Genomic DNA, 19,290 nt, shown 5'->3' with positions numbered 1-19,290 from the left:
CTACGTTCAGTCACCCGAATCACTTACTTGAGTAAGCTCATCGGGATGAAATGAGAGACATCCTGTCTCTCACCGAAGGCCAGCCGTTGGCTGGTCAAATTCGTTCCTGACGAATTTGTCCTTCTCTTGCCGCCTGCCTGAAACTCGAATTATTTAGGGTATAAAACATAACTCAAAAACAAAGCACAACGTAAAACTTAGCGATCACCTAAAGGGGTTAATCAATCGCTCATCTTTATCAAAGCGAGATTCGCGCAAGGCTTCTTTGACCCGCTTCAGGTTATCACGAAACTTCTCTCCGCGGCGCAGTGTGAAGCCCGTCGCCAGAACGTCGATCAGCGTCAACTGGGCGATGCGAGACACCATCGGCATATAGACATCGGTATCTTCAGGCACATCAAGCCGCAACGCCAGCGAGGCCTCACGCGCGAGCGGCGTGCCGTCTGAGGTGATCGCGATGACGGTCGCGTCGTTCTCACGTGCTAACTGTGCCATTTCGACCAGACTTTTGGTTCTGCCAGTGTGGGAGATCAATACCACCACGTCACCGTCGCAGGAATTCATGCAACTCATACGCTGCATAACGATGTCATCAAAATAAACGACGGGAATATTGAAGCGGAAAAATTTGTTCATCGCATCGTGTGCGACAGCTGCGGAGGCGCCCAGACCGAAGAAAGAGATTTTTTTCGCCTGCGTCAGCAAATCCACGGCGCGGTTGACGGCAGTGACATCCAGACTGGATTTCACCTGTTCCAGACCCGCCATGGCGGATTCAAAGATTTTACTGGTGTAGGCGTCAACGCTGTCATCTTCTTCAACGTTACGGTTCACATAGGGTGTACCGTTTGCCAGACTTTGTGCCAGATGTAGTTTAAAATCGGGAAACCCTTTCGTTTCAAGGCGGCGACAGAAACGATTGACCGTTGGCTCGCTGACGTCGGCCATTTTGGCTAAGGTCGCGATGCTGGAGTGAATGGCTGTCTGCGGAGTGCTTAGGATCACTTCAGCAACTTTTCTTTCCGATTTGCTCAAGAGTTCTAGGTGACTCTGGATTTTTTCCAGCATATTCATACGACAAGGGCCATGTAAGTTTTTTCCAATTTCAACTAAAGGTACAACTGGCATGCATTACGTGAAAAAATGCAAGTCGTGAAAATATACTACGACCCTGTACGGGTTGGCAGCGGGCAACACGTTAAGTTAGGTCCTTTTTTTGCCAGAACATGACATGTGTCTAACTTTCAGAAAAGTAATCGACTGTCAGAAACGACGAAAAATTTCGCTTTAGGGCGAATGCCTAAGTGATTTCAGCCGTGGCACAGACCGATTTATTTGTGGTTTTCAGCCAATAACGACCATTATTTGGCATTTTTATGATGGGTTTACTGGCTGTAGTCAAAAAGAGTACATTATCGCTGTAATAAAATTACAGCATCCTGCAACGAGGAGATGAACATGGCGGTAACTTCAACAGCCCAAGCGTGCGATCTGGTTATTTTCGGTGCCAAGGGCGATCTGGCGCGCCGTAAATTGCTGCCTTCCCTGTATCAGTTGGAAAAAGCAGGCCACATCCATGCGGACACCAAAATTATCGGGGTGGGCCGCGCCGATTGGGATAAAGCGGAGTATACCCGCGTCGTGCGAGAAGCGCTTGACACCTTTATGAAAGAAGCCATCGACGACAAGTTGTGGGAAACGCTAAGCAGTCGGCTGGATTTCTGCAATCTTGATGTGGAAGACACGAAAGCGTTTAACAAACTGGGCAAGATGCTTGACCAGAAAAACCGCACCACCATTAACTACTTTGCGATGCCACCGAGCACATTCGGTGCGATCTGCAAAGGGCTGGGAACCGCTGGGCTGAATAAAGAGCCGGCGCGTGTGGTGATGGAAAAACCATTGGGTACCGATCTGGCGTCTTCTCGCGTCATTAACGATCAGGTCGCGGAATACTTCAATGAGTGCCAGGTTTATCGTATCGACCACTATCTCGGTAAAGAAACCGTACTGAATCTGCTGGCGCTGCGTTTTGCCAACTCGCTGTTCTCCTCAAACTGGGACAACCGGACGATCGACCATGTACAGATCACAGTAGCCGAAGAAGTCGGCATCGAAGGGCGCTGGGGCTATTTTGATAAAGCCGGCCAGATGCGCGACATGATCCAGAACCACCTGTTGCAGATTCTGACGATGATTGCGATGTCGCCGCCGTCTGATTTGACGACCGACCGCATCCGTGATGAAAAAGTGAAGGTGCTGCGTTCACTGCGTCGTATCGATCGCTCCAACGTGCATGAAACCACCGTTCGTGGCCAATACACGTCTGGTTTTGTTCAGGGACATAAAGTGCCGGGCTATCTGGAAGAAGAGGGCGCGAACAAAAGCAGCAGCACGGAAACCTTCGTCTCGATTCGCGTTGATATTGACGACTGGCGCTGGTCTGGTGTGCCGTTCTACCTGCGTACCGGTAAACGTTTGCCGACCAAATGTTCAGAAGTGGTGGTGTACTTTAAAAACCCTGCGCTGAACCTGTTCCACGATTCTTACCAGCAGTTGCCGCAGAACAAGCTGATCATTCGCTTACAGCCGGATGAAGGCGTGGAAATCCAGATTCTGAATAAAATTCCGGGATTAGAGCATAAACACCGCCTGCAAACGGTGAAACTGGATCTGAGCTTCTCGGAAACCTTTAATCAGCAGCATTTGGCCGATGCTTACGAACGTCTGCTGCTGGAAAGCATGCGCGGCATTCAGGCACTGTTCGTTCGCCGTGATGAGGTTGAAGAGGCCTGGAAATGGGTGGATTCCATCATGGATGCGTGGGCGATGGACAATGATGCACCGAAACCGTATCAGGCGGGAAGCTGGGGGCCAGTGGCATCCGTGGCGATGATTACCCGCGATGGCCGCTCTTGGAATGAGTTTGAGTAATTCTTTGATAATAAGTCAGTAATTGGGATGCGGATAACGTTCAGTATCCCACAGTTTAATGTATGGCTAACGGTGCGGTCGGACATCTGCGGCGACGCAGATCCCTGTGGCAGGGGCGCGCTATATAATTAATGATGCCCTTCGGGCATGACTGGAGATAACTTTTGATGAAAAACTGGAAAACGAGCGCGGAACAGATTTTGACAACAGGTCCTGTTGTTCCTGTTATTGTAGTCAACAAACTCGAACACGCAGTGCCGATGGCAAAAGCGTTAGTCGCGGGCGGCGTTCGCGTTCTGGAACTGACATTGCGTACCGACTGTGCCATCGACGCGATCCGCGCGATTGCGCAAGAAGTACCGGAAGCCATCGTGGGTGCTGGTACGGTGACAAACCCTGAGCAGTTGGCCGCCGTTGTGGATGCAGGTGCCCAGTTCGCCATCAGCCCCGGCTTGACTGAGCCGTTGCTGAAAGCCGCGATTGAAGGCAACATCCCGTTGATTCCGGGTATCAGCACGGTGTCTGAACTGATGCTGGGTATGGATTACGGCCTGCGTGAGTTCAAATTCTTCCCAGCGGAAGCTAACGGTGGCGTGAAAGCGCTCCAGGCGATCGCGGGTCCGTTTGCTCAGATCCGTTTCTGTCCAACCGGTGGCATTACGCCAAATAACTACCGCGATTATCTGGCGCTGAAAAGCGTGCTGTGCGTCGGTGGTTCATGGCTGGTGCCGAACGATGCGCTGGAAAGCGGTGATTACGCGCGTATTACCGAACTGGCGTGTGAAGCCGTTGCAGGTGCAAAAGCCTAAGTTTGCTCGTGACTGAATGACGAAGGCCACTCGTAGTGAGTGGCCTTTTTTTATCTCATGTCTTACCCAGTTGGCAGCAGTCTATCAGCCGCTGACTTTTACACCTGCCGCGACGCGCTTGGCGATTGCCACCGCATCGTCCGTGGTTTCTGCGCTGGCTAATGCGACGCCCATGCGACGTTTACCGCTGATATCCGGCTTACCAAACAGGCGAATTTGCGTATGAGGGAGTAGTGCACTTTCCAGCCCCTGATAGCGCACATTATTGCTATCGAGTTCCGGTAAAATCACAGCGGAAGCCGATGCGCCATATTGACGAACTGCGCCAATGGGTAACCCTAGAAACGCGCGAACGTGCAAGGCAAACTCGGAGAGATCCTGAGAAATCATCGTTACCATGCCAGTATCGTGCGGACGAGGGGACACTTCGCTGAAGATGACCTCATCGCCACAGACGAACAGTTCAACACCAAAGAGACCATAGCCACCGAGCGCTTTCACAACATCGCTGGCCATCTTTTGCGCGCGCTCTTGCGCCAGTGCACTCATCTGCTGTGGCTGCCAGGATTCACGATAATCGCCATCTTCCTGACGATGCCCGATAGGCGCACAGAAATGAATACCGTCAACGGCATGGATGGTTAGCAGCGTGATCTCAAAATCAAAATTCACCAACCCTTCCACGATGACACGCCCACCGCCTGCGCGTCCGCCCTGTTGGGCGTAGTTCCACGCTTGCGCTAATTGTTCCGCAGAGCGAATCAGGCTTTGCCCTTTGCCGGATGAACTCATGACCGGTTTCACAATGCAGGGATAACCAATCGCATCTACGGCCTGACGAAAACTCTCTTCGCTATCGGCAAAACGGTAGGTGGAGGTAGGAACGCCGAGCGTTTCGGCTGCCAGACGGCGGATACCTTCACGGTTCATCGTCAGGCGTGTGGCTTCGGCGCAGGGAACAACATGGTGACCCTGCTTTTCCAACGTGACCAGCATGTCGGTGGCGATAGCCTCAATTTCCGGCACGATATAATCAGGACGTTCGGCTTCAACCAGCGCTTTCAATGCATCGCCATCCAACATATTGATGACGTGGCTGCGATGCGCAATCTGCATGGCGGGGGCATCGGCATAGCGATCGACCGCAATCACTTCGATTCCCAGGCGCTGACACTCAATCGCCACTTCTTTGCCTAATTCACCGGAGCCAAGCAGCATCACTCGTGTGGCATCCGCACGCAGGGCGGTTCCAATCGTTAACATAACCTTATACCTGATCGGGTTGTGAAAAATAGCCGCAGTATAAACGAAAACGTTTGCGTGCGCATTAAAGAGGGCATGATTGGAATGCGGTGCGCAAAAGCGCACCAAGTGATAAGGGCGTGCCTTGGCATTGCCGATCAATCGTGCCACTCTTCTTGTAGAGTTAACGTTTTATGTTAAGACAACGAGATCCGACGCGATGAAAACACCGCAAGCTGAAAAACGCCCTCATGTGATGAGCATGCATGGCGATACGCGTATCGACAATTATTACTGGCTGCGTGATGACCAGCGCGCCGATCCGCAGGTGCTGGCCTATCTGGAGCAGGAAAATGCCTATAGCGATGCTGTTATGGCTCCCTATGAGGCGCGTAAACGGTCGTTGTATGACGAAATGGTTAAGCGTATCCCGTCAACGGATATGTCTGTGCCGTATGTCAGAAAGGGTTATCGTTATCAAAGTCGTTATGAGCCGGGCAAAGAGTACGCCATCTATCTGCGCCAGCCTGAGCAAGAAACGGACGCGTGGGACACACTACTGGACGGGAACCAACGTGCAGAAGGGCATGAGTTTTATAGCCTTGGCGCGCTTGAAGTTAGCCCCGACAATAGATTGCTGGCACTCTCGGAAGATTTTCTATCCCGTCGGCAGTACACGCTTCGTTTTCGCGATCTGAACAGCGGCGAGTGGCTACCGGATGTGATCGAAAATGTCACGGCGGGAGCGGAATGGTCGGCGGATTCGACGGTTCTGTATTACGTTCGTAAACACGAGCAAACGCTACTGCCGTATCAAGTCTATCGTCATCGGCTGGGGAGCGATCCTGCACAGGATGAACTTGTATATGAAGAGAAAGACGACACCTATTATGTCAGCCTGAGTAAAACGACATCAGAGCACTACATCTCTATTTATCTCAGCAGCACCACAACGACGGAGGTGTTATTGCTCGACGCGACACGCTCGGATGCTGTGCCGCAGGTCTGCATTCCACGCCGGAAAGATCATGAATACGGCATCGATCACTATCAGGGCAAGTTTTATCTGCGTTCTAATCGGGAAGGAAAAAACTTTGGCCTCTACCGATCAGACAAACCTGATGAACAAACGCTGGAAACGCTGATTGCACCACGTGAAAATCGTGTGCTGGAAGGATTTGAGCTGTTCCGCGACTGGCTGGTGGTCGAAGAAAGAGATCGCGGATTGACTAGCCTGCGCCAGATTCACTGGCATACGCAGGAAGAAAAAGCGATCACCTTCAATGACGCGAGCTATGTGACGTGGTTGTCTTACAACCCTACGCCAGAAACGGCATTGATGCGGTATGGCTATTCGTCAATGACAACCCCCAGCACGCAGTATGAATTGAATCTGGATACGGGCGAACAGCAATTACTTAAACAAGCCGAGGTGAAAGACTTCTCTTCGGATAATTATCGAAGCGAACGCGTGTGGATTACCGTTCGGGATGGCGTCGAAGTTCCCGTTTCTCTTGTTTATCATCGCGATCATTTCAGCCCAGGTAAGAACCCGATACTGGTCTACGGCTACGGCGCTTATAGCCATAGTCTGGATCCGGATTTCAGCGTGAGTCGCTTGAGCCTGTTGGACCGAGGGTTCATTTTCGCCTTAACGCACATTCGCGGCGGCGGCGAACTGGGGCAACAGTGGTACGACGATGGCCGATTACTCAATAAAATGCACTCCTTCACGGACTTCATCGATGTGTCGCAGGCATTGATAGCAAAAGGCTATGGCGACAGGAAAAACATGTTCGCAATGGGCGGTAGTGCGGGAGGATTATTGATGGGCGCGGTGGTGAATATGGCGCCCGAACTGTTTAAAGGCGTTGTCGCTCAGGTTCCCTTCGTTGATGTGCTGACGACGATGCTGGATGAGTCTATCCCGCTGACGACTGGTGAGTATGACGAGTGGGGCGATCCGAATGAGAAAACCTACTATGACTACATCAAACAATACAGCCCCTATGACGGTGTTGTCGCGCAGCGTTACCCACATTTGCTGGTGACGACCGGGCTGCACGATTCTCAGGTGCAGTATTGGGAGCCTGCTAAGTGGGTGGCGAAATTGCGGGAAGTCAAAACGGATGATCGTCTGGTGTTGCTATACACCGACATGGATGCCGGGCACGGCGGAAAATCCGGTCGTTTTAAACGCTATGATGATATTGCGTTGGAATATGCTTTTCTGCTGATGGTGCTTGAAATGCCTGAGGACGATCGCGGATAAGGGATAAAACATAGCTATGAGGGTAAACCCATTTTCGGGTTTACCCGATTGGCTCGGCGCATCACTTCGGTGACCAAAACTGAGGTTATCAACACCTAGGTAATATCAGCCTGCGTTTTCTTCGCTCTTTTGTCAGCCCGCTTTTCGGCGGCCGTTTTCAGCGGTTTCTTCTTACTGTTCTTTTTGCTATCCAGTCCTTTACTCATATCTTGCCTCGTTTAGATAAAAGGTTAGGTTGCCACTCCATTAACCTCCTGTGCGGGCCGAGATGCAAGTAGAAAATGGTTTTTGCTGTGTAAGAATGTAACCTGCGGAAAGGGATATTTTCCACGGCAAGGTCGTCGTAGGTTGGAATGAGAGGATAAGCCTACTTAGACTTCGGCTCGTAGGGCAAACGTGAGAACTGGAGTGAACGTTGGCGATAAAACATCACGCGTTCGCGAAAGTAGTTACGCAGGTGATCGGGCTGCTCTCTCTCAACAGCCTCTGGAATGACCGGCATATTGTAACGCTCTTTGAAGGCAACGCCTGATGCTGCCAAATCCACGTTAACTTTATCCATATCCTCTTTGGACAATTCTGCCAGATTGTATCCCATACCATTTTCTCCTGCCGATTGATCACAGACTCATGTGCGCCACGGTAAAGTAGCAACAGAAAAATGGCAAGTGTTCACCTTGTTATGTGGATGTTTATTATTCTGATTGCGAAATGGGAATCATTTTTAATATAGACTTTTCATGATTGATATAAACCCTTGTTGTTATTTTTGATAATAAAAATGATTCGCAGTAATATATCTCAATAAGATTTAAGTGATAATAAATATCAATAACAACCAGTGTAACACTTTGTTTTCGTTGCTTGTTTTTATTAATCCTGTCGCAATGTTAATAAAGTGTTCTTTATTTTATTTTTCAGGCATAATGCCCTGAATAATTTCACCTGCCGGGAAAATAGGGAGTTAGCATGTTAAAAAAAGAAATGATTCAGAAGCTGAATGAGCAACTTAATCTGGAATTTTATTCCGCGAATTTGTATCTGCAGATGAGCGCATGGTGCGGTGACAAAGGCTTTGAAGGCGCATCCAGTTTCCTGAAAATACATTCTCAGGAAGAGATGCAGCATATGCAGCGCCTGTTTGACTACCTGGACGACACGGGAAGCCTGCCTGTATTAGGCGCGATTGCCGCACCGCCAATTGATTTCGATTCACTGGCTGATGTTTTCAAGCAGACCTATGAACACGAACAACTGATTACAGCAAAAATTAATGAGCTGGCACATGCCGCGATGGCGTTGCAGGATTACTCCACGTTTAACTTCCTGCAATGGTACGTTGCTGAACAGCACGAAGAAGAGAAGCTGTTCCGTTCCATTCTGGACAAACTGGCTCTGGTCAAAGCCAGCGAAGGCGGCCTGTTCTTCATCGATCAGGACCTGAAAAAAATGTCTACGGCGGCACCGTCAGCCTAATGACAAGCGGCGCTTCTGTCGGCCAATGATGATTTGAATGATGCGGGATACTGTTCTCTTTATCCCGCCATTTCCTCCTCCTGAATGACCTTTCTGCCGGTATCAGACCATTAATGCGATTCCTGACGTCGCGCTCGACTTCATCTCCCTCTGTCGCTATGATCGCCTCAGTAGTGATATACAACATTCTGTTTTATAAGGTTTGAGGCTGTCTTTCTCTGATTCAGATAAGGCTGCAAAACTCACACACATCATTGTCTGAATACGCCATGTCGGGAATACCATGATGAAGAAATTTTTGCTATCTATCGTGCTTACCTCACTTTCTGTGAATGCGTTTGCTGCTGCCAAGCTGGCAAATATCAGCCGGCTGGAATACGGCGATCGTTGGGCTTTCACACGTGAAGAAGTTCAATTGATTTGCCGCCCTGGTAATGCGCTGTACGCCTTACATACCGGGACGCTGATGCAATACCCGCTAAACGATGTTGCCATTGCGCAAATGAAATCTGGGCAGGTGAGTGCGCAGCCGATAGACGCGATCTGGCTGGACGATCCTAAGCATCCTGGACAGAAAAAAAGCCTTCAGCCATTTATCGAACGTGCAGAGCAGTTGTGTAAGCCAGACGCTAAACCATGAAGTGATTGATTTACCTATTGATGTTAAATAATTACTTATTTATGGTTAAGATAAAGTGTGAAATCTGTTCCATTTGTGATGATTGCGAGTAGGTTAAAGCTGGAAAACGCGAGGGAGTTGGCTATGCTTAAGTCTACAGGGCTAGTTCAGCTTGTATAAATGCCAACTTTTAGCGCACGGCTCTCCCTAGAGCCATTTCCCTAGACTGAATACAGGAATCGTGTTCAGTCTTTTTTTTGATTTAAAACGTTAATGGATGAAAAAGTACATTTAACCCGTAACTTTCTTGATTTATCCTTTCCTTCAGAGGTTGGCAGATTTAGCTTTGGATAGGCTTTTTAGATAAATTAAAAATAAATGCTTGCTAAAGATATTTATACATGCGTTAATAGCTCGTCGGTTTGATTCGCAGACCTAAAAAGCAGTTTAGTAAAGCAGTTCTCATTTCCAAGTGTTATCCATAGATATCCCTTCTTTTGAGCCTCCTTCTCGTTGCTAATTAAATTCTGTGCACAGGCCCTATTTGCCGGAAGGCGCTATAAAAATTAAGGTAATTTCTATGTCTAATAAAATGACTGGTTTAGTAAAATGGTTTGACGCGGGTAAAGGTTTTGGCTTCATTACTCCTGACAATGGCAGCAAAGATGTATTCGTACATTTCTCTGCTATTCAGAGCAACGATTTCAAAACGCTGGACGAAGGCCAAAAAGTTGAGTTCACGATTGAAAATGGCCAGAAAGGCCCAGCAGCTGGCAACGTTGTCGCACTGTAATAAGTCGCGCCGTAATAGAGCTGCACTATAAATTTGACGTGATGCTTTTCTTGCGATAGCGATGATGGTTTAAGCCGGAGCAGTCAAGAGAAGTAATAAAGAACCCCTGGCGCGAAGCTGGGGGTTTTTGTTTAAACCTTATACTGTATCTTCAGCAGATGTTATTTTCAGAAATCATCGGAAAATATATCTTTCTTCGTATCACCTACAGATATTCCCCTTCGCTAGCTATTTTATAAATAACGAAAATAATTGTTCTCTCTTATATAAAAATATCTTTTTCACAACGGAATCGGAAGATTCATGCCCCGTTTGTAGCGATTATCGACTAAATTAATAGAACACAATGTTAATAAAATACGATGCGATGGGAGGAAAACGATGACTGAGAAAAATGCAGACACCAAACACAAGGATGAAAAGGATCATCCGGCAAAAGACGCGCCGAAAGATCGGGGAGAAATTCCTCGCAAACGCGATGACAGCAAAGATGATGTTGAGGATCCCTTTGATGCGGATAAGGATTAATAGGTTGGCGACAGATTTCTGCCGCCAATGTCATGCGGAAAAGAAAATCAGTGCGCTTTGGCCGCCGCAGCACTCGATGCGTCGGGGATGAAATAATCGCTCTCATCCACAATCGGAATATAAATTCTGACCCACTCGGTGCCTTCAACCATCTCCCAGCTATGTCCTTCCCCCTGCGTATCGGCGGCAATCAAAACCGTTCCGGGAGAAAGCAGGAAAGTAGAACCATCGCTGACCCGAAATTTCAGCGTACCCTTCAGCGTGATGACATATTGCTTACGTGGGGCTGGGTGGACGTTCATCTCCCAGGCTTCCGTGGAGTTACTGAGCCAAAATTTTTGTGCAGTGATTTTTTCCAGCGCGGGCACGCTGCCTGTCACGAAGGCCGAGTGATTGTCGGGGGTATTGATCAGTTTGATGGCCGGTATCCGTGCTTCCTCAGCGTGAGTCGAAGGAGATGCAGTCGAATAAGTCGTAATGGAAATCCATAATCCAGCAAGCGCCAGAAGAAAACGCGATGTTTTTTTCATTTAAATAAAATCCATATTATCTATGCCCGATAAGCAGGCAACCCTATCTATGTCAGCCGTCTCTGTGTACGTCTTACAACGTCGGGGATGGTACTGCTGAGGGAAAGCCTTCACCAGATGGTTAAGGCAATCGCACTGATTGGTATCTTGCTTGATTTGTTTATATTTTATTCATTCCCGTTCCGCAGTAGGATGAAACCTGTGAATACTCATCGGTAGATAAAGGGAAGAGACATGCAGATTTCAGTCAGCCGTCTGATGGCGATGATGCAAAGCGTATTGCAAAAAGCAGGATGTGAAGAAAACGAAGCCCGTATTGTCACTGAGCACCTTGTGAGCGCGAACCTGAAAGGACATGACAGCCACGGTGTGGGGATGTTGCCGCACTATGTGGAGTTTATCGGGAAAGGCATCATGCACCCTAATACCCCTGCGCGTTTACTGCGCGATAGCGGAGCGGTACTGCAATTTACTGGCGATCGTGGGTTTGGTCAGCGTACGGGCAAAGAAGCGATGCAGGCGGCTATTGATCGGGTGAAAACAACGGGCGTGTGTTTAATGACGCTGTCGTCTACCTGCCATTTAGGGCGTATCGGCACCTATGGGGAAATGGCGGCGGATGCTGGGTTCGTGTCGATACATTTCGTCAACGTTAACGATCTCGACCCGATTGTGGCGCCCTGGTGTGGCAGTGAGGCTCGTTTTGGTACGAACCCTATCTGCATTGCGTTTCCGCCCACGGCGCATAATGCGGCCTTTATTCTGGATTTCGCCACCAGCGTGGTGGCGCTGGGGAAAACCCGCGTTGCGTATCTGGCAGGTAAAACCTTTGACGAAGAGGTCATGCTGGATTGCCACGGCGTGTCTACTAACGATCCTAAAGTCATGTGGGAAGGCGAGAAGCACGGGGCCTTAAAACCGATTGCGAAACATAAAGGTGGCGGATTGATTTTAGCGGCTGAAATGCTGGCAGGACTGCTCTCCGGTGGTGGAACCATTCAACCGGAGAACGAACGTCAGGGGGCGATCGTCAATAACATGACGACGATTGTTATCGATCCCGCCAGTATGGTGTCGATGGCGTGGCTGCAAAAAGAATATGATGCGATGCTGGATTATGTTCGTTCTTCAACGGCACCCGATCCGGCACACCCCATTCTAATCTCCGGTGAACCAGAGCGTATTTCTCAGACACAGTGCCACGCAGGCGGTGTTTATCTGTCCGATCAAGAGTGGCAGAAAATCGTGGAGGCGGGGATATCAATGGGGATGAATCCGGCTGAGTTTACGCTAATAGCATAATATTACTCAGGAGAAAAGAATCGCTATTTTTCAATAACTCGCTGGGGACGGAATACAACGCCGCACATGCTAATCATCTTCACTTTGCTATGCGGCGGTTTGAGTGTGTGTCGATGAGAAAACTCAGGTAGGAAAACTAAAAATCAGCGTACTCCTGAGCGGGAATCCAGAAGCCATCGATATACTCTTCGATGGGGAAGCAGCCAGCGCGACGCAGGCGTTGTTCGTCCATCGCTTGCAGACACTGCGCTTCGGTGTTGTAGGCGCCGACGACTACATCGTCACAGCCATGCCCGAGATAACAAACAAATATTACTAACGCAAACATGCCGTTCTCCAGACATTACTGGTTCACATCTAGAGAGGATAGATGAAAATCCGCGAGGAAAGAGGGAACGTACGGTTCATCAGGTGGTTTTATCACCACCTGATGCAGAAACCGTATTTATCCTTTAGCCAAAGGTTGAGCAGAGGAGGCGCCATCCCGCACTAAATCGCGCGGCAGGCTGTTTTTTATCCGGCTATTGATGCGTTTGGCCAAACCGACGGGCGTATTCTGGTAGGTTAAAATCAGCTCATCCGCCGCAGGGAGCGGTTCGGGATAACAGTCTTTGCCCTGGAACCACTCGCAGGCAATGTCATTGGTCAGTGCGTAGGCATGGTCTGCGTCTGGATCGGCCAACGCGACAACCGCTTCATGTTGCCAGCGAAAACCTTTAGGGAAGCGCTCAGCGAGCTTAATGCCAATTCGTGAGAATTTGATATTGCCAAAGGCGGAGGCCAACGCCGTAGGGAAAAGCCAGATCTCCCCATCACGTTGCCACAGTTGCAGTAACGTCTCATCCCAATGAATGCCCTGCTTACGCGCCGCTTGTATGAGTGGTGTGCAATCTTTGGGGGCAACCGGAGAGAACGGGAATTTACCGACTTTATAACCTGGGCGCGGCAGCGGCGGCACGCTGGCCGTCTTGCGCAAACGGGCAACAAAGAAGCCTTCGCTGTCATAAATTTGTGGGAATACGTGCAGGAAGCCGTCTTCCGTTGTGGCACGTTCGGCATCGGTGAAGAGGTCGCGTAACGATTCAAACTCACAGGCGTTGGGAAACTGTGTCTGTAACCAATGGCAAACTTGCTGATTTTCCTGCCGATTCAGCGTACAGGTGGAGTAAATCATCACGCCGCCGGGCTTCAGAGCATGGAATGCGCTCAGAATCAGGTCGCGCTGCGTGGCGGCAATCTCGGTAATGCTCTCTTGCGACCAGTGGCTCATTGCCGCCGGATCCTTTCTCACTACGCCTTCACCGGAACACGGCGCATCGAGCAGTATTGCATCAAAATATTCCGGCAGTGCTGCGCCGAAAACCCGCCCGTCGAAATGTGTCATCGCGGTATTGCTGACGCCGCAGCGGCTGATGTTGGCATGCAGCACTTTTACTCGACTGGCCGAATACTCGTTGGCGATGATAGCCCCTTCATTATTCATCCGTGCTGCGATCTGCGTGGTTTTAGAACCCGGAGCGGCGGCGACGTCCAACACCGTTTCCAACGTATCGTTGCAATGGAACAGGGCGCTGACGGGCAGCATGGAGCTGGCTTCCTGAATGTAAAACAGCCCGCTTAGGTGCTCCAGCGTATTGCCCAGCCTCGTGTTTTCTTCTTCCGCATTCAGCAGCCAGAAGCCTTCCTGACACCAGGGAATCGGTTCGAGCTGCCAGCCATAGGGTTGTACGAGCTGCAAGAAGGCATCGACGCTGATTTTTAACGTATTGACGCGGATGCTCCGGCGCAGCGGGCGCTGGCAGGCGGAAATAAAATCGTCCATCGAAAGCGATGAAGGCATGATGTCCCGCATCGTGTCGAGAAATTCAGCAGGCAGGTTAGCTGGAGTAAATTTTGCCACGGCGTGGTTCCGTACAGGTTATTCAGTAAAACGAGGGGAAGAAGCGGCAAAGTGTAGCACGGATCTTTCATGCATCATGCGAAAACGACAAGACGGCGCGTGAAAACGACAGGGCGATCGTTGCCGCCCTGTCAGGTGTGTGCGTTAATGATTAGTGGGATTTGGAATCGCTGTACCCCATTGTCGCCACTCTTTGGGTTCCTCGTTTCGCAGCAGGAAATGTTTCCCTTCCTGTGCCTTAGGCGCAAGCGGTGTGCTAGGCGGCGTGGCGAAAGCGATACCGCCGCGGATGAACTGCTGGAAGGTTCCGCTCTTGATGACGCCGCCAACCAATCCGAATTCCAGGTTGTAACCTGAAGCCTGCCAGAAGACGGAATTATCGCGTACCAAATGCTGATAGTGTTTGCTGATGCGTAGCGATACGGCAATACGGTCGGAGAGCGTACCTAGTGACAGTCCGGTTACCGTACCGACTTCAATGCCGCGGAACAGCACTGGCGTACCGACCTGCAACGCGCCAGCTTCCGGTGCGTCAACGCTGATATTCAGGCCGTCCTGATAGCGGGAATCGGAGATCGTGGCCTGTTGCAGCTCAAAATTGCGGGTGACGCTGCCGTTACCCGGTTCGACGTTAATATAAGGCTGGAATAGTGTTTCCAGATGGTTCACGCCAGCGGCGGAAATTTCCGGTGTGACGACGGAAAAACGCGTGCCAGCACGGGCGAAATTACGCACATATTCAGGATAGAGTACGGCCTGCACCAGCACTTCGTTACGCTGTTCGGACAGTTTCAGCGAATCTAACTGACCGATATCAATACCCAGATAACGAATCGGCATGCCCGGTGCGAGCTTACTGGCGTCGTAGGTGCGCAGAATGATGCGGCTCCCCACGGCGCGTGCCGCCGTTTCGTTGTTGTACAGGACGCGTTTTCCTCCTTTAATTTCCGGTGCGCCTTCCAGATTATCAAAACTGATCGCGCCCTTAAGTGCCCGATTCAAGGGGGAAGCCTGCACGGTCAGGCCTGAGGTATTCAACTGCACACGGGCGCCGCCTTCTGCCCAGAACACGCTGTTTTCCGTCAGCAGCTTACGGTGCTCGGGACGAATATAAACGTCAACCTCAAAGGTATCTGCCTTTGGCCGCACCCGCATGATTTCACCTACCTGGAATTTACGGTACAGCACGATGGAACCGTCCTGAATATCCGGCAGGCTATCAGTCACTAAGGTGAGGGTCGGTGAGGGGGTGGAACCACGAATACCTTCTTCGGCTTTTTCGAGATCGCTAAACAGCGGGTAACGGGTTTGCACGTCGCCTTTGCTGCCTGGTAAAACCTGAATACCGCCGCTGACCCACTCTTGCGCGCTGGCACCCAGCACTTGAATTCCATCCAGCCCCATCTTCACATTTACGCGGCTGTTAACGATGAATTTGCTGTCGCGGTGCAATAACTGGCGATATCGCGGCTCGATCACCAAAATGAAGCTGACGCCTTGTTCATCCAGCGTGCGCTTCACCACTTGACCGATCTGCACACCGTGCAGCAGCACGGGTTGACCGCTATCAATGCCATAGCTCTGTGCCGCCGTGAGCTGGATAGACAGCGCGCCGGGCTGACTAAGCTGCTGTTGTCCACTATCCAGCACGGTAAAATGCTGGCGTGGTTCGCCTTCGCCAGGGATGAGCGTCAACGTTGGGCCGCTCAGCAGGCGTGACACATTCAGGTCGCTGAGCGAAAGCTGGGGTTTGCTGAGTTCGATACGTGTGCCTTCACGCATCAGCGACACGACGGAAGGATCGATGATTAGCTCTCCGCTGACCTTACCATCGTCTGGATTTAACGTGATTTTATTTAGCGTACCGACTTCCAACCCTTGATACATTAGCGGTGTACGGCCTTCGGAGAGGCTGTCACCCGACGGTAAGTCCAGCACGATTTTCACTCCGCGCTGGCTCTGTGCCAGATCGGGATAGAGGCGATAGGTTTGTTCAGCACTCGCATTCTCGCTCTCTTCCGGTGAATCGAACGCGATGGCGCCATTAACCAGCGCCGCCAGATTTTCCATCTCAATTTTTGCGCCGCTGACGCTAATGTCCGCATTAAAGCCAGACACATTCCAGAAGCGACTATTTTTCTTCACCAGATGGGTAAAGCGGCGTTCCACCAGCACGTCAATCATGACCCCACGACGATCCTGAGAAACGGTGTAGTCGTAGACTTTTCCCACCGGAATTTTGCGGTAGTAAACCAGCGAACCCGTGTTCAGTGAACCGAGATCGTCGGCATGGAGGTGAATCAGCAATTCTCCACTATTCACGCGGTACTTGGGCTGGGTATCCAGCGCGGAAAAGTGCTCTTGCGGCTCGCCGGAGCCGGGCATCATCCCGATGTAGTTCCCCCCCACCAGCGCATCCAGTCCTGAAACCCCGGCGAGAGAGGCTTTCGGGGTAACCAGCCAGAACTGCGTGCCGCTGCGCAACGCTTCCTTCATATCGCTTTTGATACTGGCTTCGACCTGAATGGTACGCAGGTCTTCGCTCAATTTGATATTTTGCACCGTGCCGACTTCTACCCCCTGATAACGCACGGGAGTACGCCCGGCGACAATCCCATCGGCGGAGACGAAATCAATGGTGACGGTAGCCCCACGCTCTTGCTGATTGGTGTAAATCAGCCAGCCAGCAATCATCAGCGCAATCAGCGGCAGCAGCCAGAATGGCGACAGGCGACGCTTGTTTTTCACCGTTGCTTCGGTTGGTGTCCTAGGCGTATTATCTTGCATTATTATTCCACATCAGTGTTATCCCACATCAGTCGGCTATCCAGCCATTCAACGGCAAGGATAGTGAGAATCACCGCCGCGCCAAAGTAAAAGGCAGCAGGCCCCATGGTGAAAGCGAGGAGTTGATCGCGATTGACGAGCGACATCGTCAGGGCAATCACAAATAAATCGAGCATAGACCAGCGGCCAATCCAGCGGATAATACGCAGCATCTTCATGCGCATCATGATATTGCCTTCTGACCGGAGATGGATACTGACCAGCAGCCCGAACAGCACCATCACTTTAGTCAACGGCACCAGAATACTGGCAATGAACACCACCAGCGCAATAGGAACATTGCCTGATGCGAGCGAAAGAATACCGGAGAAGATCGTGTCTTCTGTACGGGCACCGTTGACATAAATAATTGATATGGGCAACAGGTTAGCGGGGAACAGTAAAATGATGGAAGCAATCAGTGCTGCCCAGGATTTTTGCAGACTGTGCCGCTGGCGTAAGCGAAGCGGAATATGGCAACGAGGGCAGCGCCCCCGATTGTCAGGCGAGCTGGTGAAATGGCAGGAAAGGCAGATTCGATAGCGATCCGGCGAAATCAATGGCCTCATGCGCGGGTAAAACCGCTGCCACAGTTGGTCGGTATTTAAATGAATCAGCGTCAGCAGGCTTAAGCTCATCAGCGCCAGAAAAGCGACCAGCCCGATACCCGCCTGAACATCCGCGAATTCACGAACTTTAATCGCGGCGACGGCCATACCGACCAGATAGATATCCAGCATCATCCACTCTTTTAACCGTTGCAACATGAGCAGAATGGGGCGCAGATTCATGCCGATGCGGGGAGCAAAGAACAGATATAACAGCGAAAAGACCAGCGTGAGTGGTGCGCCCACGGTACAGAAAGCGACCATGCTCGCCGTGAGTGGATGCCCCTGACGGGTGATTTGCCAAATACCTTCAAACAGGCTGGCATTGATGGTGACGCCCAGAAGACGAATACGGATTAACGGTTCAGTGAAGGCAAACGGCATCAATACCAGCATGGCAACGGCCATTGCAGCCAACCGGGAAATGGGCCAGTCTCTGCCCGAGCTGACTTTGGCATCGCAGCGTGGACAGTTAGCTGTCTGGTTACGCTTCAACGACGGCAGCGCAAAGAAAGCATCACATTCTGGGCAACGATGATAATGATCGATCGCAGGTACAGACCTTTTCGCCCCCTCGGTTAACGGTGGTCGGGGCGAGGGAAACGGCGCAGGGCTGGCGATAGTATGTATTTTCATTTTTCCTGCGATTCGGTGGAAGGTGTTGAGTCCCGTTATATTCACGCTAGATAACGTATTCACAGCTATTTAGTGTAACTGAAGGCTCAACGAATGATAAATTCATAATAAGGCTCTGATCTCTGCCCGATATTATTTTTCTGGTGGAAATAGCACGATATGCGTGACAGCGTTACAGTAAAGTGAATGATTCTTCGCGCGAAGGCGCTAATCTTATGGCATTCTGTAACCGATGCTAATGCAGTCTGTGCGGGAATTTTTCGCACGGTTTTGAAAAGACAACGCTATACGTTATGAATAATACGTTATGAATAAACAAGAATTTTATCAGGATCTCGTTCGCGACATGTCATCGCTTATCGCGGATGAAAACCGTTTTATTACGATCTTATCAAACAGTAGTGCGTTGCTGTTTGAGCGTTTGGATGGGGTTAACTGGGCAGGATTTTACCTGTTGGATAACGACACGCTTTTCCTGGGACCGTTTCAGGGCAAGGTTGCCTGTGTGCGTATTCCTGTTGGCAAAGGTGTATGCGGTGCGGCGATAGCTGAAAATCGCATTCAGCGCGTGGATGATGTCCATGCGTTCCCCGGTCATATCGCCTGTGATGCCGCGAGTAACGCAGAAATCGTGCTACCGCTTGTCGTGAACGGGCAAGTGATTGGCGTTCTGGATATTGACAGTCCTCTTTATCGGCGTTTTGACGCGGATGATGAAGAAGGGCTGAAGGCCGTAGTTAGCGTACTTTGTGCTCAACTGGAAGCGAGCGATGTGATGACATTCATCAATTCTCTCATGTTGAGACAAGGTTAAC

18 protein-coding genes are annotated in these 19,290 nt (G+C 50.5%); 10 read left to right on the top strand and 8 right to left on the bottom strand.

The genetic code is table 11. The features are described 5' to 3' along the window. Positions 1-204: 204 nt before the first annotated feature. The gene (locus H0247_RS02960) at positions 205-1,074 is read right to left on the bottom strand and encodes a MurR/RpiR family transcriptional regulator (protein WP_180741175.1); all 870 of its coding nucleotides are present in this window, start codon (positions 1,072-1,074) and stop codon (positions 205-207) included. Positions 1,075-1,458: 384 nt separating this feature from the next. Between H0247_RS02960 and zwf the strand changes: the two genes are divergently transcribed. Both zwf and H0247_RS02950 read left to right on the top strand, forming a co-directional pair. After that, positions 1,459-2,934, top strand: coding sequence for a glucose-6-phosphate dehydrogenase (gene zwf / locus H0247_RS02955; RefSeq protein WP_180741174.1), 1,476 nt, complete (start codon positions 1,459-1,461; stop codon positions 2,932-2,934). A 167-nt stretch (positions 2,935-3,101) separates the two neighbouring features. Next, a complete protein-coding gene (locus H0247_RS02950; RefSeq protein ID WP_180741173.1) occupies positions 3,102-3,743 on the top strand; it encodes a bifunctional 4-hydroxy-2-oxoglutarate aldolase/2-dehydro-3-deoxy-phosphogluconate aldolase in 642 nt (213 codons plus the stop codon). A gap of 84 nt (positions 3,744-3,827) precedes the next feature. Here the strand turns inward: H0247_RS02950 and purT are convergent, their stop codons facing one another. Next, positions 3,828-5,006 (bottom strand): formate-dependent phosphoribosylglycinamide formyltransferase, encoded by a 1,179-nt coding sequence (purT, locus tag H0247_RS02945; RefSeq protein ID WP_180741172.1) that lies wholly within the window; start codon positions 5,004-5,006, stop codon positions 3,828-3,830. 199 nt (positions 5,007-5,205) lie between these two features. On the opposite strand from purT, the gene H0247_RS02940 reads away from it, so the two are divergent. Beyond that, positions 5,206-7,257, top strand: coding sequence for a S9 family peptidase (locus H0247_RS02940; RefSeq protein WP_180741171.1), 2,052 nt, complete (start codon positions 5,206-5,208; stop codon positions 7,255-7,257). Between the two features lie 367 nt (positions 7,258-7,624). Here the strand turns inward: H0247_RS02940 and H0247_RS02935 are convergent, their stop codons facing one another. Next, entirely contained in the window at positions 7,625-7,855 is a 231-nt protein-coding gene (locus H0247_RS02935; protein WP_180741170.1) for a DNA polymerase III subunit theta, read from the bottom strand. A gap of 371 nt (positions 7,856-8,226) precedes the next feature. Between H0247_RS02935 and ftnA the strand changes: the two genes are divergently transcribed. The 4 genes from ftnA to H0247_RS02915 all read left to right on the top strand — a co-directional run bounded on the left by ftnA (position 8,227) and on the right by H0247_RS02915 (position 10,673). After that, the gene (gene ftnA, locus H0247_RS02930; protein ID WP_180741169.1) at positions 8,227-8,733 is read left to right on the top strand and encodes a non-heme ferritin; all 507 of its coding nucleotides are present in this window, start codon (positions 8,227-8,229) and stop codon (positions 8,731-8,733) included. A 283-nt stretch (positions 8,734-9,016) separates the two neighbouring features. Continuing rightward, on the top strand, positions 9,017-9,373 hold the full coding sequence (locus H0247_RS02925) for a YebY family protein (protein WP_180741168.1): 357 nt from the start codon (positions 9,017-9,019) through the stop codon (positions 9,371-9,373). 559 nt (positions 9,374-9,932) lie between these two features. Continuing rightward, a complete protein-coding gene (gene cspG, locus H0247_RS02920; protein ID WP_010275831.1) occupies positions 9,933-10,145 on the top strand; it encodes a cold shock protein CspG in 213 nt (70 codons plus the stop codon). Between the two features lie 381 nt (positions 10,146-10,526). Then, on the top strand, positions 10,527-10,673 hold the full coding sequence (locus H0247_RS02915; protein WP_180741167.1) for a hypothetical protein: 147 nt from the start codon (positions 10,527-10,529) through the stop codon (positions 10,671-10,673). Positions 10,674-10,720: 47 nt separating this feature from the next. Here H0247_RS02915 and H0247_RS02910 read toward each other — a convergent pair whose 3' ends face one another. Continuing rightward, complete coding sequence (locus H0247_RS02910; protein ID WP_180741166.1) at positions 10,721-11,203, bottom strand: hypothetical protein; 483 nt, start codon at positions 11,201-11,203, stop codon at positions 10,721-10,723. Positions 11,204-11,437: 234 nt separating this feature from the next. On the opposite strand from H0247_RS02910, the gene H0247_RS02905 reads away from it, so the two are divergent. Both H0247_RS02905 and H0247_RS02900 read left to right on the top strand, forming a co-directional pair. After that, positions 11,438-12,505, top strand: coding sequence for a malate/lactate/ureidoglycolate dehydrogenase (locus H0247_RS02905; protein WP_180741165.1), 1,068 nt, complete (start codon positions 11,438-11,440; stop codon positions 12,503-12,505). Beyond that, positions 12,502-12,636 (top strand): extensin family protein, encoded by a 135-nt coding sequence (locus tag H0247_RS02900; protein WP_370463296.1) that lies wholly within the window; start codon positions 12,502-12,504, stop codon positions 12,634-12,636. Before H0247_RS02905 ends, H0247_RS02900 begins: the two co-directional genes overlap by 4 nt. 5 nt (positions 12,637-12,641) lie before the next feature. Here the strand turns inward: H0247_RS02900 and H0247_RS02895 are convergent, their stop codons facing one another. From H0247_RS02895 to yebS, 4 genes are all read right to left on the bottom strand, one after another. After that, positions 12,642-12,833 carry a YebW family protein gene (locus H0247_RS02895; protein ID WP_015840090.1) on the bottom strand — a complete coding sequence of 64 codons (192 nt, stop codon included), beginning with the start codon at positions 12,831-12,833 and terminating at the stop codon, positions 12,642-12,644. Between the two features lie 117 nt (positions 12,834-12,950). Further along, positions 12,951-14,405 carry a 16S rRNA (cytosine(1407)-C(5))-methyltransferase RsmF gene (gene rsmF, locus H0247_RS02890; RefSeq protein ID WP_180741164.1) on the bottom strand — a complete coding sequence of 485 codons (1,455 nt, stop codon included), beginning with the start codon at positions 14,403-14,405 and terminating at the stop codon, positions 12,951-12,953. A gap of 144 nt (positions 14,406-14,549) precedes the next feature. Next, entirely contained in the window at positions 14,550-17,192 is a 2,643-nt protein-coding gene (locus H0247_RS02885) for a PqiB family protein (RefSeq protein ID WP_180741163.1), read from the bottom strand. Positions 17,193-17,194: 2 nt separating this feature from the next. Next, entirely contained in the window at positions 17,195-18,475 is a 1,281-nt protein-coding gene (yebS, locus tag H0247_RS02880) for a membrane integrity lipid transport subunit YebS (protein ID WP_180741162.1), read from the bottom strand. A 307-nt stretch (positions 18,476-18,782) separates the two neighbouring features. On the opposite strand from yebS, the gene H0247_RS02875 reads away from it, so the two are divergent. Further along, on the top strand, positions 18,783-19,289 hold the full coding sequence (locus H0247_RS02875; protein ID WP_180741161.1) for a GAF domain-containing protein: 507 nt from the start codon (positions 18,783-18,785) through the stop codon (positions 19,287-19,289). Position 19,290 lies beyond the last annotated feature (1 nt).

It is taken from the genome of Pectobacterium sp. CFBP8739 (assembly GCF_013449375.1).
Classification (GTDB): Bacteria; Pseudomonadota; Gammaproteobacteria; order Enterobacterales; family Enterobacteriaceae; genus Pectobacterium.
Note: the sequence above shows the minus strand (reverse complement) of the source record. Positions and strands in the feature narration are given on the sequence as shown.

Excerpts from the sequence above, each read along its gene's own strand:
- H0247_RS02940 (WP_180741171.1), top strand. The coding sequence starts at position 5,206 with ATGAAAACACCGCAAGCTGAAAAACGCCCTCATGTGATGAGCATGCAT.
- H0247_RS02960 (WP_180741175.1), bottom strand. The coding sequence starts at position 1,074 with ATGAATATGCTGGAAAAAATCCAGAGTCACCTAGAACTCTTGAGCAAA.
- H0247_RS02910 (WP_180741166.1), bottom strand. The coding sequence starts at position 11,203 with ATGAAAAAAACATCGCGTTTTCTTCTGGCGCTTGCTGGATTATGGATT.
- purT (WP_180741172.1), bottom strand. The coding sequence starts at position 5,006 with ATGTTAACGATTGGAACCGCCCTGCGTGCGGATGCCACACGAGTGATG.
- H0247_RS02915 (WP_180741167.1), top strand. The coding sequence starts at position 10,527 with ATGACTGAGAAAAATGCAGACACCAAACACAAGGATGAAAAGGATCAT.
- H0247_RS02935 (WP_180741170.1), bottom strand. The coding sequence starts at position 7,855 with ATGGGATACAATCTGGCAGAATTGTCCAAAGAGGATATGGATAAAGTT.
- H0247_RS02950 (WP_180741173.1), top strand. The coding sequence starts at position 3,102 with ATGAAAAACTGGAAAACGAGCGCGGAACAGATTTTGACAACAGGTCCT.
- H0247_RS02895 (WP_015840090.1), bottom strand. The coding sequence starts at position 12,833 with ATGTTTGCGTTAGTAATATTTGTTTGTTATCTCGGGCATGGCTGTGAC.
- H0247_RS02925 (WP_180741168.1), top strand. The coding sequence starts at position 9,017 with ATGATGAAGAAATTTTTGCTATCTATCGTGCTTACCTCACTTTCTGTG.
- cspG (WP_010275831.1), top strand. The coding sequence starts at position 9,933 with ATGTCTAATAAAATGACTGGTTTAGTAAAATGGTTTGACGCGGGTAAA.
- yebS (WP_180741162.1), bottom strand. The coding sequence starts at position 18,475 with ATGAAAATACATACTATCGCCAGCCCTGCGCCGTTTCCCTCGCCCCGA.
- zwf (WP_180741174.1), top strand. The coding sequence starts at position 1,459 with ATGGCGGTAACTTCAACAGCCCAAGCGTGCGATCTGGTTATTTTCGGT.
- ftnA (WP_180741169.1), top strand. The coding sequence starts at position 8,227 with ATGTTAAAAAAAGAAATGATTCAGAAGCTGAATGAGCAACTTAATCTG.
- H0247_RS02905 (WP_180741165.1), top strand. The coding sequence starts at position 11,438 with ATGCAGATTTCAGTCAGCCGTCTGATGGCGATGATGCAAAGCGTATTG.
- H0247_RS02875 (WP_180741161.1), top strand. The coding sequence starts at position 18,783 with ATGAATAAACAAGAATTTTATCAGGATCTCGTTCGCGACATGTCATCG.
- H0247_RS02885 (WP_180741163.1), bottom strand. The coding sequence starts at position 17,192 with ATGCAAGATAATACGCCTAGGACACCAACCGAAGCAACGGTGAAAAAC.